We start from the raw sequence: 14,407 nt of genomic DNA, 5'->3' as shown, positions 1-14,407 counted from the left end.
AGTTGCTGCCGTCGCCAATCCCGCGCGTATATTGAGTAGTTGACCATTGCAATGGCGCTTCTCACCGCGGGAGGCCAGCGATGAACGCACCAAAATGTCTGGCTCTGGTTCTGATGGCGGTCTTTCTTTGCGGATGCGCAAACGACGCCAGGAAAGAGATGCTCCAGGTCAAGATGAACGCCACCCAGCGAAACGCCGGGAAGATCGCCCAGGCGATGCTGGTGCCACGGGGCGACAGTACGAGCATTTCCCTGGTCATCGGCGGCGTACCTTCCTACACCACCCGGCCTGTCCGCCTTTACACCTATATCTATCCGGGAACCTGCGCGAATCAGGGCGCTTCACCCGCTTATGGGCTGAACAGGACGCTGATTACCGACCGACGCTACCGGGGCGGTGTGTGGTGGATGTCGAAGTCTGCGCCGGTGTCTCTCCCGGCGCTTCGCGCGAGTGACCATTCGCTCGTGCTCCGGACGACCCCGGCCGACGGCGGCTACGACATCTTCTGTGGGGATATCCACTAGGGCCGCGCCATGTCTTGGGAACACGGTTCCTGTCAAGGAGCCGTGGAGTCCCGGTGGTGGGCTGAAGCGGAACGCTGCCCGGCCCACCCTGCGGAGTGGCCGGGAGGTGGATTCGGCGGCTTGCTACGTGGGAGCCCGCGCGAGCTTTTTTCCACAGACCTGCAGTCGGTATGGCGCGTGGTGTCCTCCAACTTGAAGGCAACGCAATCTCCAGTGTGGGAGCGAATTCATTCGCGAATAAATTCGCTCCCACGAGCGACCGCAACCGCTATTCGCAAAGCTTCCCGCGTTTCGCCTCGGGCATCAGGGCCATGTATTGCTTGCCGCTCATGTGCACCAGTTCGTCGTGGCGACCGGATTCGAAGTAGATGTCCGACTGCTCGGTGAGCGACTGGTCGATCAAGGTTTCGAGGCCGAAGAGGTTGCCGACGGCGGGGATGGCGCCGATGTCGCAATCGGCGAAGCGTTTGCCGAAGTCACGTTCGCGCACCAGGCGCCAGTGGCGGTGGGTGAGCTTGTGCACCTTCTCCAGGTCGACGTGGCGCGAGGCCGGGACCACGGCCATCATCCAGTGGCCCTGGAAGTCGTCGAGGATCACCGGCTTGGCCATCTGCTGGGGCGGAATGCCGGCGCGGCGGGCGGCTTCGCGGGTGGTCATGGCGGTTCTGTGGCTGAGCAGGTCGAAGCGGGTCTTGTGCTGCGAAAGGCAGCTCTGCAGCTGGGTGATCATGGTCATGGGACACCTCCTGCCAGGCACTGGCTTGTCGCTCCCGGTAAGCCAGCGGTGCCGGCACGCAAGGAGGAGCCTCCCGCTCCCCACCCGACATCGGCGCGGGCCGGTGCCTTGTGGATAAGTTTAGTGAGGAAGCGGGCCAAGACGCCGGGAAGCGCCGACCGGTTCAGGGCAGGTCGAGGCGCATGGCCACGCGATTGCGCAGGCCGGACAGGGATTCGGCTTCCAGGATGCGTTGCAGGTGCTCGCCGCATTCCGCCGGCGCGAGTGCGCGAAAGCCCAGGCGTTCGTAGAAGGGGAGATTCCAGGGAACATGGGCGAAGGTGGTGAGGGTCAAGGCCGCGTACCCGGCATCACGCCCGTGGTCGATCGCGGTAGCCAGCAGCCCGCGGCCCAGACCCTTGCCGCCCTGCTCGGGCGTGACGCTCACTTCACAGACATGAAGCACATCCCCGGCGGCCTCTGCCACTAGAAAACCCGCCACGGCGCCGCTCGGAGCCAGGGCAACCCAGAGCAGGCCGCTGGCCCGAACCTGCTGGAGGCGTTCCAGGGGCAGGGTGTCGCTGCGATGCTCAGGCGGCAGGTCGTCCGGGCTGAACAGGGCGGCGGCGTTCTGCTCGATGGCGGCCAGCAGCGGCAGGTCGGCCGCCGTGGCGAGGCGGATGGTCATGGGGCTCAGTCCGTGAGGGGCTTGTCCATCTGTACCAGGGCGATGCGACGGCCTTCCGGGGAAAGGCGCTCGACGATGGCGCGCGGCTGGTAACCGAGGCGTGTGTAGAGCAGCAGCCCGCCGGCGTTGGCATTGAAGCAGGAAACCTTCATCAGCTTGGCCTTGTACTGCTCGCGGGCCTGGCGCTCCATGGCTTCGATCAGGAACTGGGCCACGCCGTGCCCACGGGCCCAGAGGGCCACCATCATGTTGCCGAGGGCGCAGAACTCACCGTGCTGCCATTGGTAGAAGTTGGCGAAACCGGCGACCTTGCCGTCCAGCAGGGCGACAGTGCTGCCCCGGCGCTCGGCCATGGCGGCGGCCAGTTGGCCGACGGTCAGGGGCCAACTGGCCTTGGGGTAGGCGAAGAAGAGTTCGTCCGCATCCTGGGGGAAACGGACGACTTCGTGCAGGTCTTCGGCGTTGGCGGTGCGGTATTGCAGATGGGGATTGGCTGTGGACATGCGGTCCTCAATGCGGCGGATATTGTTCGATCACCTTGGCGACCGTCTCGCGGATGGCGGCCTCGCGCTCGGCCGGGCTCGGTGGCGCGCTCTTCATGATCTGTTCGGCGCTGCCGCGCCAGACCAGTTTGCCGTCCTTGCTGTCGTACAGGTCTACCTGGATGGTGGCGACCTTATAGTTGTAGGTGCGGGTTTCGGTATAGGCCGGGCCGCCCCAGTAACCTCCCCAATAGCCGCCCCAGGCGCCACCGTAGTTGTAGCTGGTCTGCTGCTGGCGCTCGTCGACTATCAGCCAGGACTGGACGTTGAGGTCGGCCTTGCCATTGGCGGCCGGACGCAGGCCGCGCTGGTCGAGTTGCTGGCTGACGGCATCAAGGATGCGTTGTTCGGTGAGGTCGCTCTTGATGCGCGGATCATCGGGGCTGTACTGCAGGGCAGGCTCCTTCCAGCTCCAGCTGCGATAGGCGCCGAAGTCGCGGGTACTGTCGTAATCGCGGTTCACGTTGTAGTTCTGGCAGGCCGTCAGGAGCAGGGTGGTGGATAGGAGTAAGGTGCGGCGGAACATGGCGGAATCTCCTCTGCCGGAATCATTATCGAAACGCAAGGCAGGGCGGTCGGCAAGGGGAATTTGCGGGCCCGGTGGAGCGGTGGATCGCCTTCTGCATGGCCCCCGGCCCCGGAAAGAAGGCACTCCATGAAGCTCAGTGCGGCGGGTAGTCCTCGAGCGCATCCTTCACGGCCTGCCGCAACGCGCTGACGCTCTCGCTGCGGCCGCCGTTGGCGTATGCCTCGCCGCTGCCGCTCCACACCGGCTGGTTGTCGCGGGCATCGAAGAACTGCAGGTAGACCACCGCCACCTGTTCTTCGTAGGTGCGCACCACCGGCACGCTGGCCCAGGCGCCGTACTGGTCGTGCCAGGGGCCGCTGCCATAGTAGGCGCCGGCGTAGTCGTCGTATTGCCGCAAGCGCCGCTCGTATTGCAGGCTGGCGGTGACCTTGAGGTCGGCCTGGCCGGGGTCGCGGGCCTGGCGCAGGCCGTGCTGGTCGAGGCCGGCGTTGACCATATCGGCCATCTGCTCGGGCGTCGTCCAGTTGTTGCCGGCGGGCAGTTGGCCGTCCAGCCAGGTCCAGCTGCGATAGCGGCCAAAGTCACGCGGCGGCGCGGGGTAGGCGCTGCGGTCGAAGGTGGTGGCCGCGCCCGGCGGGGCGGGCGGCAGCGGACGGGACTCGGCCTTGTACGGATTGGGGCTCTGGCAGGCGCCGAGCAGCAGGGCGACGGCGAGCAGTGCAGGACGTTTCATGGGGCCTCCGTTCAAAGCGGGCGGCAGATCCAGTGCAGGTACCGGCCCAATCCCTGATAGCTGGGATGGCGGCGGTAGGCGAGTTCCATTTCCAGCAGGTCCACCAGTTCGGCCTTGGCCTGGAACTCCTGGGGCATGTAGTCGTGGAATACCCGCACGCCGCTCTGTCTTTCGACCTGCCAGTGGCCGTCGAGTTGTTTCGCCAGGTCGCGCGGGTCCAGCGGTTGCTGCGGGGTCAGGCTCTGTCCTTCGCCTGCGAACTTGTGTTTGCGCAGCTTGCGGAAATGGCCCTTGAGCAGATTGCGGTAGATCAGCGCGTCCTTGTTGTAGAAGGCCAGCGACAGCACCCCGTCCTTGGCGGTGAGCTGGTGCAGCACCGGCAGGATGGCGTGCGGGTCGGCCAGCCATTCCAGCACGGCGTGGCACAGCACCAGGTCGTAGGGTTCGGTGAGCTGGCCGAGCAGTTCCTGCCAGGGCGCCTGGATGAAGGTGGCGGCGTGGCCAGCCTCGGCGAAGCGCTGGCGGGCGCCTTCGAGCATGGGTTCGGCGGGTTCGGCGAGGGTCACCTGGTGGCCGCGTTCCGCCAGCCAGAGGGCCATGTGACCGAGGCCAGCGCCAACGTCCAGCACACGCAGCGGCCGGTCGGGGAGGACTTCCGACAGGTCGGCCTGGAGCACGGCGAGGCGGATGGCGCCTTTGGCGCCGCCGTAGATCTTCTCGGCGAATCGCGTCGCCAGTTCATCGAAATGACGGTCGCTCATGTGAAGCGCCTTTCGCTGTCGGCGAGCTTGGCGCGCACCACGGCGTCCATGTCCAGGCCGAGTTCGGCACAGAGCAGCAGGAGGTAGAGGACGATGTCGCCCACTTCCTGGCCGGCGTGGGCGAGTTGTTCCGGGGGCAGCTGGCGCGACTGGTCTTCGGTCAGCCATTGGAATATTTCCACCAGCTCGGCCATTTCCACGCTGGCGGCCATGGCCAGGTTCTTCGGGCTGTGGAATTGCCGCCAGTCGTTGTGATCGCGGATGGCGTGCAGGCGGGCGGTGATTTCATCGAGGTTCATGGGGCTCTCCTTGAGCCGCCAATGGTCCCGCCGCTTGCACCGCCATGCAAGGGTCAGCCGAGCGGGCGCCAGCTTCCGCTCATGTGCGGCGTGTCGTCCTTGCCGCGCAGGGCGAACTGGCCGGCGGGCCCCGGCGCGCTGGCCAGCAGGGTGACCTCGGCGGGCAGCAGCACGGGTTTCTGGAAACGCACCTCCACTTCGTAGCCGGCGGCGGGCAGATGGATTTCCACTGCCGCCAGGCTGCGCGCCTTGTTCCACAGGCCGTGGGCGATAGCGCGGGGGAAGCCGAACAAGCGGGCGCTGACCGCCGTGAGGTGGATGGGGTTGTAGTCGCCGGCCACCCGCGCATAGCGCCGGCCGATATCGGCGTCGGCGTACCACTGGTCCAGGTGATCCAGGGGCAGGCTGTCCACCGCTGCGCGCGGCTCGGGCTCACCGGACAGGCGCAGGCCTCGGTAGAGGATGCGGCTGTCGCCTTCCCAGACCAGGCCGAGCTGGTCTTCCAGGCGGGTGATCAGGCTGAAGGTGACGCCCTTTTCGTGGGGCTGCAGGTCGGCCGTCTCCACGCTGACGGTGAACGGCCCGAGGCCGCCCAGTGCCCGCAATACGCGGATACGGTTTTCCAGGTGCACCAGGCCCAGCAGCGGGAAGGGGAAGCGCGGGTCGGTGAGCAGGCGCATCTGCAGCGGGAAGGCGAGGATGTGCGGGTAGGTCGCCGGCAGCAGGCCCTTGTCGCTGAAGCCGCAGATGGTGCGGTAGCGCGCCAGGTGTCCGGCGTCGACGCTCACCTGGCAGCGCACGCCCAGCTCGGGCAGGGCCTGGCCGCCTGTGCCACGGCGTACGGCGGCGCGGGCGAACAAGCCGGGGAGGGCGGGCGGTGTGGACAGCTCGAGCCAGTCGGTGGCCATGGGGGATCTCCTTGAGGCGAATGGCACTCAGCATAGCCAGCGCCGTTCGCGGCACATTGGCCGGCCCTCCCGGGGCGGCGGCAGGGCAGTCAATCGCGGCCTTGAGCGGCGGGGAAGAAGCCGCATAAGATTGCCGCGACTCGCAGACAATAAGAACTCTCCGAAAATGATGCGTGATCTGACCGACGATGTAGCGCTGATGCGCCCGGTGATCGACGCCCTGCGTGCCAGCGGCACCGACCCGGACAAGGTTCTGGTGCGCGTGGGCCTGCCGCCTGGCGGGCTGCCCGCAGGTCGCTTTCCCCATACAGCGCAAACCCAGTTCTGGAAGGCCGCCGCCGACGAGTGTGGTGAGGAGCATGTCGGCCTCTATCTGGCGGGCCACCTGCCGGCGTTCCACGGACTGCTGCTGGAATACCTGTTCCTCTCCAGCGGCACCTTCGGCGAGGGGCTGCGCCACGCCCTGCGCTATGTGCGCCTGCTCTCGGACACCCTGAGCGCCCATCTGGAAGTGGAGGGCGACCGCGCCGTGCTGTCCCTCGGCCAACACGCGGGCAGCAACCGGCACTTCCCGGAAATGCTTGCCGGTGCGGTGATCCGTCTGTTCCACGCCCTGACCGAGGGCCAGTTCAAACCCCATGAAGTGCAGCTGATGCATGCCGAAGGCGCCCCCGCCGAGCGCTACCAGTCGGTCTACGGCTGCCCGGCGAGGCTGGGGGCTGACCGTTATGCGCTGATCTTCGATGCCGAAGTCCTGGACCGGCCTTCGCGCCACGCCGCGCCGGACCTGCTGCGCATGCACGAATCCCTGGCACGTCGACAGTTGGCCGAGGTGGAGCGCCTGGACCTTGTGCGCCAGGTACGCGAGCTGATCGGCGAACTGCTGGTCAATGGCGGCGCGACCCTGGAGCAGGTGGCCGCGCGCCTGAACATGCCGGCCCGCCGCCTGCGCGAACGCCTGGCCATGGCCGGCGTGCGCTTCAACGACCTGGTGACCGACTACCGCTGCCGGCTGGCCAAGGAGCTGCTGCTGAAGACCGACGAGCGCATCGAGGTGATCGTCGAGCGCACCGGATTTTCCGAGCCGAGTACCTTCTACCGGGCGTTCAAGCGCTGGGTGGGGGACACGCCGGTGGAGTTCCGCAGGAAGGGAAAGGGTGAGGGCTGAAGCCCGCGTCTTTCTGTAGGGGCGATTTCAATCGCGAAGCAGCCCGAAGGGCTGCCCCTGGGGGCAACTGCGTTGCCCTTAGCGAATGAATTCGCCCCCACAAACGAACGGGGCCGTCTATTGTGCCGGGCCTGAAACTCAAGCCCCCAGCAGGCTCTGCCCGCACACCCGCATCACCTGGCCGGTCAGGGCGCCGGAGCCGGGTTGGGCGAACCAGGCCACCGCTTCGGCCACGTCCTGGGGCAGGCCGCCCTGGTTCATGGAGTTCATGCGCCGGCCGGCTTCGCGGATGGTGAGGGGAATGGCCGCGGTCATCTGGGTTTCGATGAAGCCTGGCGCCACGGCATTGATGCTGATACCGCGCTTGCCCAGTACCGGCGCCCAATTCTGCGCGAGGCCGATGACGCCCGCCTTGCTCACCGCATAGTTGGTCTGGCCGAGGTTGCCGGCAATGCCGCTGATGGACGCGATCAGCACCACGCGGCCGTTGTCGCGCAGCTTGCCCGCGTCCAGCAGGGCCTGGGTGAGCACCTGCGGGGCGCGCAGATTGACGTTGATCACCGAACTCCAGAAGTCGTCGCTCATCTTGGCGAGGGTCTTGTCGCGGGTGATGCCGGCGTTGTGCACCAGGATGTCGACGCCCTCCGGCAGCGCTCCCACCAGCCGCTCGGCGGCGTCTTCGGCGGTGATGTCCATGGCCACGCCACGGCCTCCCAGGCGCGCGGCCAGGCCGTCGAGGGCGTCTTTCGCCTGGGGCACGTCCAGCAGGATCACTTCGGCGCCGTCACGGGCCAGGGTTTCCGCGATGGCGGCGCCGATGCCCCGGGAGGCGCCGGTGACCAGCGCGCGCTTGCCGGCCAGCGGGCGGGTCCAGTCCTGCACCTTCTCGGCGCAAGCCGTCAGGCGCAGCACCTGGGCGGACACGTAGGCGCTCTTGGGCGAGAGGAAGAAGCGCAGCGCACCTTCCAGTTGGTCTTCGGCACCCTTGCCCACGTAGATGAGCTGGACGTTGCCGCCACGGCGGATTTCCTTGCCCAAGGAGCGGGTGAAGCCTTCCAGGGAACGCTGCACGCTGGCGGCTACCAGGTCCTTGGTGGCCTCCGGGGCGCGGGCCAGGACCACCACTTTCGGGCACATGTCCAGGCCCTTCAGGGCCGGCTGGAAGAAGTCGCGCAGCTCGATCAGCTGCTCGAAGCGGGTCAGGCCGCTGGCATCGAAGACCAGCGCCTTGAGTTTCGGGCCGTGCTCGGCGGTCCAGCGCGGCAGGCCGAAGCGGCCTTCCGTGTCCGCGAAGTTCTGGTCGGTGAGCCGGTTCAGCACTGCACTGGCGGCTTCGGCCAGGCTGCCCGAACCGCCGATCAACAGGGCACCATCCACCGGCCGTGCGCGGCCCGCCATCCAGCGCTCCAGGCGCACCGGCGCCGGCAGGCCGAGGGCGCCAACCAGGCGCCGGCCGGCATTGGAGTTGGCGAAGGCGAGGTAACGGTCGTTCATGGGGTAGCGCTCCTGCTGGTCAATCGAAAGTGGGCCCACTCTACGCAGACGCAGGTTGCGCGCAATTGACCGCGCTGACCTGCCAGCCGGCAAGGCGGCCAATCCAGGCGTCTAGTCTTGTAGCCGACACTGCAACCTGCAAACCCTCATCGCAAGGAGTCCCCATGGCCCAGCTTCGCCGGGTCGCCATTGTCGGCGGCAACCGCATCCCCTTCGCCCGCTCCAATACCGTCTACGCCACGGCGAGCAACCAGGACATGCTGACCAGCGCCCTCGAAGGCCTGGTGGAACGCTTCAACCTCCATGGCGTGCGCGTAGGGGAGTTCGCGGCGGGCGCGGTGCTCAAGCACTCCCGCGACTTCAACCTGGCCCGTGAGTGCGTGCTGGGCTCGCGCCTGGCGCCGGAAACCCCGGCCTACGACATCCAGCAGGCCTGCGGCACCGGCCTGGAAGCGGCGATCCTGGTGGCCAACAAGATCGCCCTGGGGCAGATCGAGTGCGGAATCGCCGGCGGCGTGGACACTACCTCCGACGCACCCATCGGCGTGCACGAGGAGCTGCGCAAGATCCTGCTGGAGGCCAATCGCGGCAAGACCACCGGCGACAAGATCAAGACCCTGCTGAGGGTGCGCCCGCGCCATCTGGCGCCGCACATTCCGCGTAACGGCGAGCCGCGCACCGGGCTGTCCATGGGCGAGCACTGCGAGCTGATGGCGCAGACCTGGGCCATCCCCCGCGATGAGCAGGACCAGCTTGCCGTCGCCAGTCACCAGAAGCTGGCGGCAGCCTATGCCGAGGGCTGGCAGAACGACCTGATGAGCCCCTTCCGTGGCCTGAACCGCGACCAGAACCTGCGCCCGGACATCGATCCCGCAAAGCTGGCGGGCCTGAAACCGGTGTTCGAGCGCGGCCCGCGCGGCACCCTGACGGCGGCCAACTCCACGCCGCTCACCGATGGCGCCTCGGTGGTGCTTCTGGCCAGCGAGGAATGGGCCAAGGCGCGCGGGCTGCCGATCCTCGCCTATTTCAAGGATGGCGAAGCGGCGGCGGTGGATTTCGTCGGCGGCAAGGAGGGGCTGCTGATGGCGCCGGCCTATGCGGTGCCGCGCCTGCTCGCGCGCAATGGCCTGACCCTGCAGGATTTCGACTTCTACGAGATCCACGAAGCCTTCGCCGCCCAGGTGCTCTGCACCCTCAAGGCCTGGGAAGATGCCGAGTACTGCAAGACCCGCCTCGGCCTGGACACGCCGCTGGGCTCCATCGACCACGGCAAGCTGAACGTCAAGGGCAGTTCCCTGGCCGCCGGGCATCCCTTCGCCGCCACTGGCGGGCGCATCGTCGCCAACCTGGCCAAGCTGCTTTCGGTGGCGGGTGAGGGGCGCGGGCTCATCTCGATTTGCGCCGCAGGTGGCCAGGGTGTGACCGCGATCCTCGAAAAGTAATCCAATACCCGTGGCGGCAAGTCATCGCCGCCACGTGATGTAAGCAACTCCGTGATTTAGGGCGGCCCGAAATGTCGGGGCCGCCCTTTTTTTTGCCCCGCAGAAGCCCTTGCCGGGCCTGCTTCCTGCGGATGGCGAGGCCTCAACCGTCCACCAGCACGCCGCCTCGGACGACCTTGACCTGATGGCGGCGTTCCAGGCGGACCGGGTCGCGGCCGGTGATGCTCCAGCCCTGTTCCAGCAAGGTGTCGATATGCCGGCGCATGGCGTGCAAGCGGCGCCGTTCCGTCGGCACATCGCGGCGACGCTTGAGCACCACCCACTGCCCTGCCACGTACTCGATCCGGGGCGTCTCGTTGTGGTCGGTCGTGGGCACCACCCGCCCCTTGAGGGCGGCCTCGGGAAGCAGCTCGGGGTCGTAAGGCAGTCCGGGTTCAGTCATTCGAAAGGACCTCCCTATTGCGCGATTGCGTTCGGACGCATGCAGCCGTCCTGGCCTGCAACTGGGGGTTGCACAGTTGCACCCGCTGCGGAGCAACGGCTGTGCCAGAAATGCAGAGGCGCTCTGCGATGGGGCAGGCGCCTGGGAGATGGCGTCAGGTGGCGGAGCAAGTGGGGATTGCCACCCGGAAGTGGGCCCCCACCGCCGCGGGAGCGAGGGAAGGGGGATCAGGCGGCGCTGGCCGCCAGGGCCCGGCCGCGCAGTGAATAACGCTCGGCCATGACCGCACAGACGATCAGCTGCATCTGGTGGTAGAGCATGATCGGCAGCAGGATCAGGCCCAGCACCGGGCTGGCGCCGAAGATGATCGCGGCCATCGGTGCGCCGGCGGCCAGGGACTTCTTGGTGGCGCAGAACACTGCGGCGATCTCGTCCTCATGGTTGAAGCCCAGGCCCCGCGCGGAGCGGGTGGTCAGCCAGAGCATCAGGGCCAGCAGCAGGGCGCAGCCGGCGAAGGCCGCCACCAGGGTTTCCGGTCCTTGCTGCTGCCAGACGCCGCCCGCCACCGAGTCGCTGAAGGAGGCGAACACCAGCAACAGGATCACCAGCTTGTCGAAGATCCCGGTGTAGCGCTTGTAGCGGGCGAAGAACCGGCCCCACAAGGGGCGCAGCGCCTGGCCCAGCATCAGCGGCAGGAGCAGCAGCAGGCTGAGGTCGAGCAGGGTCTGGCCGAGGTCGATACCGCCGTTGGCGTCGGCCACCAGACTGATCAGCCAGGGTGTCAGGAACACCCCCAGCAGGCTCGACAGGCTGGCGTTGAGGATGGCCGCGGGTACGTTGCCGCCGGCGCTGCCGGTCAGCGCCACGGAGGAGGAAATGGTCGAGGGCAGGGCGCAGAGGTAGAAGAAGCCCAGCATCAATGCCGGTGGCACCTGGCCGCCCAGCAGCTTGTTCGCCGCCAGCCAGAACAGCGGGAAGATGGCGAAGGTGAAGACTTGCACCATCACGTGCAGGCGCCAGTTGCCCAGGCCCTTGCGGATCTGCTCGGTGGACAGGTTGATGCCGTGGAGGAAGAACACCAGGAACACCCCGGCGTTGATCAGGCTGCCGGCATGCAGGGTGCCGCCGTGTTTGCCGACATCGGGGAACAGCCAGGCCAGGGTCACTGCCAGCAGCATGCCGCCGAGGAACCAGTCGGTGAACAGGCGTTTCAGGGGGGTGAGTGCTGACATGGGGACTCCGGTTTCACGCGAACTTGAGGCCGGAGACTAACGGGCGCAGAATTCGACCGTCTAACGACATGAGATCAACATATGTCGCCAAACGGACAAATCGACCTCCAACGCCAGATTCCCCGGCTCGAGCGGTTGCCCCGCCCCCTCTATGCCCGTGCGGAAAGCCTGCGCGCCGGTTCCTGGACGGCCCGTCACACCCACGACTGGGTGCAGCTTTCCTACGCCATCAGTGGCGTGCTCGGTGTGCACACCGCCGAGGGCAGCTACTACGCGCCACCGCATTGGGCGGTGTGGGTGCCGGCCGGGCTGGAGCATGAGGTGGTGACGTCGATGAACGCCGAGATGCGCAGTCTCTACGTGCGCCGCGATGCCAGCGCCTGGGCGCCTGAGCGTTGCCGGGTGCTGGAGGTGACGCCGCTGGCGCGGGAGCTGATCAAGGCCTTCTGCGAGCTGCCGGTGGAGTATCCCGAAGGCGAAAGCGCCGAGGCGCGGCTGGCAGCCGTGCTGCTGGACCAGCTGCGAGCCTTGCCGGAAGCGGGATTCTCCCTGCCGATGCCCGCCGAGCCGCGCCTGCTGCGGTTGTGCAGCGAGTTGGTGGCGCAGCCTGACCTCGGTCACAGCCTGTGGGAGTGGGCGGCGCGGCTGAACACCTCGGAAAAGACCCTGACCCGCGCCTTCCAGCGCGAGACGGGGCTGAGCTTTCGCCAGTGGCGGCAACGCCTGCGCCTGCTGGCCGCCCTGCAGCCCCTGGAGGGCGGCGCCAGCGTCACCGAGGTGGCGCTGGCCAGCGGCTATGAATCACCGTCGGCCTTCATCGCCGCATTCAAGGGGCTGTTCGGCGTGACGCCGGGTGAGTTGTTCCGGGCGGGGTAGGGATCGTGCGTTTGTGGGGGCGATTTCAATCGCTATGGGCAGCGGAGCTGCCCCGATAGATTCCAGGGCAGCCCTGCGGCCTGCATAGCGAATGAATTCGCCCCCACAGGTTTATCGCCACTCCAGCGTCAGCTCTTCCTGCCAGGCCACCCGCACGAAGTGGCTGCCGACGATGTCCTTCAGGCGTTCCAGACCCTCGGTGCCCTGGCTTTCCACGGCCAGGGTCAGGCCGTCACCTTCGGCGCGGAGCAGGCCGAGGCCCAGGTCGAACTCGATGCGGCCCTGATGTTCGTCGTAGTTCACCGGCACGCGGTGGGCGAAGTGCTTGCACAGGCGGGTGATGTAGCGCGCCGGGTTGGCAGTGGCGACATGGGCGGATGCGGTCAGGGACATGGGCGTGCTCCTCAGTAACCGACAGTGAAGCGTTGGCCGATGTGCCGGGGCTGTTCGAGCTCGTCGACGATGGCCACGGCAAGGTCGGCCACGCTGATGCGCGCCGGGTGTTCGCCGCTCATCAGCAACTGGTCGCCGCCGATGCGGAAGCGGCCGCTGCGCTCGCCCGGCTCCAGCAGGGCCGGCGGGGAGATGAAGGTCCAGTCCAGGCCCTGTTCCTCGCGGATCAGGTTGAGTGCCTGGCGCGCGCCTTCCGCGCCTTCCTTGTATTCGGCGGGGAAGTCCGGCGTGTCGATCAGTTGCAGGTTCGGCGCGACGTACAGGCTGCCCGCACCGCCGACCACCAGCAGGCGCTTGATGCCGGCCTGCTTGACCCCGGCGAAGATGGCGCGGGTGCCTTCGATGAACAATTCGCGAATCCGCGCTTCGCCCCAGCCCGGGTTGAAGGCGTGGACCACTGCGTCATGCCCGGCGACGGCCTTGGCGATGGCGGCGGCGTCGTAGGCATCGCCTTTGACGGCGGCGAGGCTGGTGTGCTGGGGGAGTTTTTCCGGGTGGCGGACGATGGCGGTCACCTGGTGGCCGCGTTGCAGGGCTTCGCTGAGGACAGCGGAACCGACGAATCCGGTGGCGCCGATCAGGGCGATTTTCATGTGCGTCTCCATGGCAGGTTGCGAGGTGACGCATAATCGCTGCTGGATAATCGGCGGAAAAAGTGCCGAAAGGTGCTTTCACAATTAAGTGGAGCTTACGAATGGAGCAGCTCAAGCGCATGGCGGTATTCGCCACGGTGGTGGAGCGCGGCAGCATGGTGGCCGCGGCGGAAGTGCTCGGCATGACGGCTTCGGCGGTCAGCCAGCAGATCCGCAAGCTGGAGGAGGAAACCCAGGTCAGCCTGCTGCACCGCACTACCCGCAAGCTGACCCTGACCGAGGCCGGTGCGGTGTTCTACAAGAGCTGCGCGCAGGTGCTGGAACTGGCGCAGCAGGCCGAGCAGCGGCTGGCGGAGCTGCGCGACGCGCCGGTGGGCGAGTTGCGCATCGCCGCGCCCGTGGGTTTTTCCAACGGCATGCTGACCGAGGCCCTGGCGCCGCTGCTGGAGGCCCATCCGGGATTGAGCCTGCAGCTGTTCTTCCATGATGAGCAGATCGACCTGGTGGAACAGCGTATCGACCTCGCCATTCGTGTCGGCCGTCAGGAGGATTCCAGCCTGGTGGCCCGTCACCTCGCCGACTGGCCAGCGGTGCTCTGCTGCGCACCGGCCTACCTGGCCCGCAGCGGCGCGATCCAGCGTCCCGAACAATTGCTGGATCTGGACTGGATCAGCCTCAACGGCGAGCGCCAGCAGCATCAACTGACCTTCACCGGCCCCCGCGGCGAGCAGCAACGGCTGCGCCTGGAGCCGCGGGTGGGTTGCAACAACATCCTCGCGGTGCGCAGCTTCACCCTGGCCGGGCTTGGCCTGTCGTTGCAGCCGGAACCTGAAATACGCGAGGAACTGGCCAGCGGCCGCTTGCTGGCGCTGTTGCCCGAGTGGCAGCCGACGCCGGTGGGGCTGTATATCGTTACCCCGCGCCGCGACGCCCTGCCGGCCAAGGTGCGCTATGCCATAGAGGCCCTTCGTCGCGGCCTTTCACGACGTGGATAGCCGCCGCTGCCCG

Annotated in this window: 18 protein-coding genes; 5 read left to right on the top strand and 13 right to left on the bottom strand. The window is 67.2% G+C overall.

Features of this window, described 5'->3' with window-relative positions; all coding sequences use genetic code 11:
• Positions 1-80: 80 nt before the first annotated feature.
• A complete protein-coding gene (locus tag FXN65_RS24670) occupies positions 81-524 on the top strand; it encodes a hypothetical protein (RefSeq protein ID WP_151137349.1) in 444 nt (147 codons plus the stop codon).
• Between the two features lie 268 nt (positions 525-792).
• Here FXN65_RS24670 and FXN65_RS24665 read toward each other — a convergent pair whose 3' ends face one another.
• The 8 genes from FXN65_RS24665 to FXN65_RS24630 form a co-directional block, all read right to left on the bottom strand.
• Positions 793-1,260 (bottom strand): aminoacyl-tRNA deacylase, encoded by a 468-nt coding sequence (locus tag FXN65_RS24665; protein ID WP_151137347.1) that lies wholly within the window; start codon positions 1,258-1,260, stop codon positions 793-795.
• 163 nt (positions 1,261-1,423) lie between these two features.
• On the bottom strand, positions 1,424-1,927 hold the full coding sequence (locus FXN65_RS24660; RefSeq protein ID WP_151137345.1) for a GNAT family N-acetyltransferase: 504 nt from the start codon (positions 1,925-1,927) through the stop codon (positions 1,424-1,426).
• 5 nt (positions 1,928-1,932) lie between these two features.
• On the bottom strand, positions 1,933-2,430 hold the full coding sequence (locus tag FXN65_RS24655; RefSeq protein ID WP_151137343.1) for a GNAT family N-acetyltransferase: 498 nt from the start codon (positions 2,428-2,430) through the stop codon (positions 1,933-1,935).
• Between the two features lie 7 nt (positions 2,431-2,437).
• Entirely contained in the window at positions 2,438-2,995 is a 558-nt protein-coding gene (locus FXN65_RS24650; protein WP_151137341.1) for a DUF4136 domain-containing protein, read from the bottom strand.
• Between the two features lie 136 nt (positions 2,996-3,131).
• Positions 3,132-3,731, bottom strand: a complete 600-nt coding sequence (locus FXN65_RS24645; RefSeq protein ID WP_151137339.1) for a DUF4136 domain-containing protein — start codon at positions 3,729-3,731, stop codon at positions 3,132-3,134.
• Between the two features lie 11 nt (positions 3,732-3,742).
• The gene (locus FXN65_RS24640; protein WP_151137337.1) at positions 3,743-4,492 is read right to left on the bottom strand and encodes a methyltransferase domain-containing protein; all 750 of its coding nucleotides are present in this window, start codon (positions 4,490-4,492) and stop codon (positions 3,743-3,745) included.
• A complete protein-coding gene (locus FXN65_RS24635) occupies positions 4,489-4,791 on the bottom strand; it encodes a MazG-like family protein (RefSeq protein ID WP_151137335.1) in 303 nt (100 codons plus the stop codon). The genes FXN65_RS24640 and FXN65_RS24635 overlap by 4 nt, the downstream gene beginning before the upstream one ends.
• Before the next feature lie 53 nt (positions 4,792-4,844).
• The gene (locus tag FXN65_RS24630) at positions 4,845-5,699 is read right to left on the bottom strand and encodes a MaoC family dehydratase (protein ID WP_151137333.1); all 855 of its coding nucleotides are present in this window, start codon (positions 5,697-5,699) and stop codon (positions 4,845-4,847) included.
• 169 nt (positions 5,700-5,868) lie between these two features.
• On the opposite strand from FXN65_RS24630, the gene FXN65_RS24625 reads away from it, so the two are divergent.
• The gene (locus tag FXN65_RS24625) at positions 5,869-6,867 is read left to right on the top strand and encodes an AraC family transcriptional regulator (RefSeq protein ID WP_151138947.1); all 999 of its coding nucleotides are present in this window, start codon (positions 5,869-5,871) and stop codon (positions 6,865-6,867) included.
• Between the two features lie 138 nt (positions 6,868-7,005).
• Here the strand turns inward: FXN65_RS24625 and FXN65_RS24620 are convergent, their stop codons facing one another.
• Positions 7,006-8,361, bottom strand: a complete 1,356-nt coding sequence (locus FXN65_RS24620) for a 3-oxoacyl-ACP reductase (protein WP_151137331.1) — start codon at positions 8,359-8,361, stop codon at positions 7,006-7,008.
• 164 nt (positions 8,362-8,525) lie between these two features.
• On the opposite strand from FXN65_RS24620, the gene FXN65_RS24615 reads away from it, so the two are divergent.
• A complete protein-coding gene (locus FXN65_RS24615) occupies positions 8,526-9,803 on the top strand; it encodes an acetyl-CoA C-acetyltransferase (protein WP_151137329.1) in 1,278 nt (425 codons plus the stop codon).
• A gap of 142 nt (positions 9,804-9,945) precedes the next feature.
• Here FXN65_RS24615 and FXN65_RS24610 read toward each other — a convergent pair whose 3' ends face one another.
• The gene (locus FXN65_RS24610; protein WP_178119393.1) at positions 9,946-10,245 is read right to left on the bottom strand and encodes a hypothetical protein; all 300 of its coding nucleotides are present in this window, start codon (positions 10,243-10,245) and stop codon (positions 9,946-9,948) included.
• Between the two features lie 227 nt (positions 10,246-10,472).
• Complete coding sequence (locus FXN65_RS24605) at positions 10,473-11,477, bottom strand: bile acid:sodium symporter family protein (protein WP_151137327.1); 1,005 nt, start codon at positions 11,475-11,477, stop codon at positions 10,473-10,475.
• A gap of 81 nt (positions 11,478-11,558) precedes the next feature.
• On the opposite strand from FXN65_RS24605, the gene FXN65_RS24600 reads away from it, so the two are divergent.
• Complete coding sequence (locus FXN65_RS24600; protein WP_151137325.1) at positions 11,559-12,353, top strand: AraC family transcriptional regulator; 795 nt, start codon at positions 11,559-11,561, stop codon at positions 12,351-12,353.
• A 111-nt stretch (positions 12,354-12,464) separates the two neighbouring features.
• Here the strand turns inward: FXN65_RS24600 and FXN65_RS24595 are convergent, their stop codons facing one another.
• Together FXN65_RS24595 and FXN65_RS24590 are read right to left on the bottom strand one after the other, a co-directional pair.
• Positions 12,465-12,746 carry a DUF2218 domain-containing protein gene (locus FXN65_RS24595; RefSeq protein WP_151137323.1) on the bottom strand — a complete coding sequence of 94 codons (282 nt, stop codon included), beginning with the start codon at positions 12,744-12,746 and terminating at the stop codon, positions 12,465-12,467.
• Between the two features lie 11 nt (positions 12,747-12,757).
• Complete coding sequence (locus FXN65_RS24590) at positions 12,758-13,399, bottom strand: NAD(P)-dependent oxidoreductase (RefSeq protein ID WP_151137321.1); 642 nt, start codon at positions 13,397-13,399, stop codon at positions 12,758-12,760.
• Positions 13,400-13,500: 101 nt separating this feature from the next.
• On the opposite strand from FXN65_RS24590, the gene FXN65_RS24585 reads away from it, so the two are divergent.
• Positions 13,501-14,394, top strand: a complete 894-nt coding sequence (locus FXN65_RS24585) for a LysR family transcriptional regulator (protein WP_151137319.1) — start codon at positions 13,501-13,503, stop codon at positions 14,392-14,394.
• The last annotated feature ends 13 nt before the right edge of the window (positions 14,395-14,407 follow it).

It is taken from the genome of Pseudomonas lalkuanensis, from assembly GCF_008807375.1.
GTDB classification, from domain to species: Bacteria; Pseudomonadota; Gammaproteobacteria; order Pseudomonadales; family Pseudomonadaceae; genus Metapseudomonas; species Metapseudomonas lalkuanensis.
The sequence above is the reverse complement of the archived record's forward strand: the minus strand, read 5'-3'. Positions and strand labels throughout refer to the sequence as shown.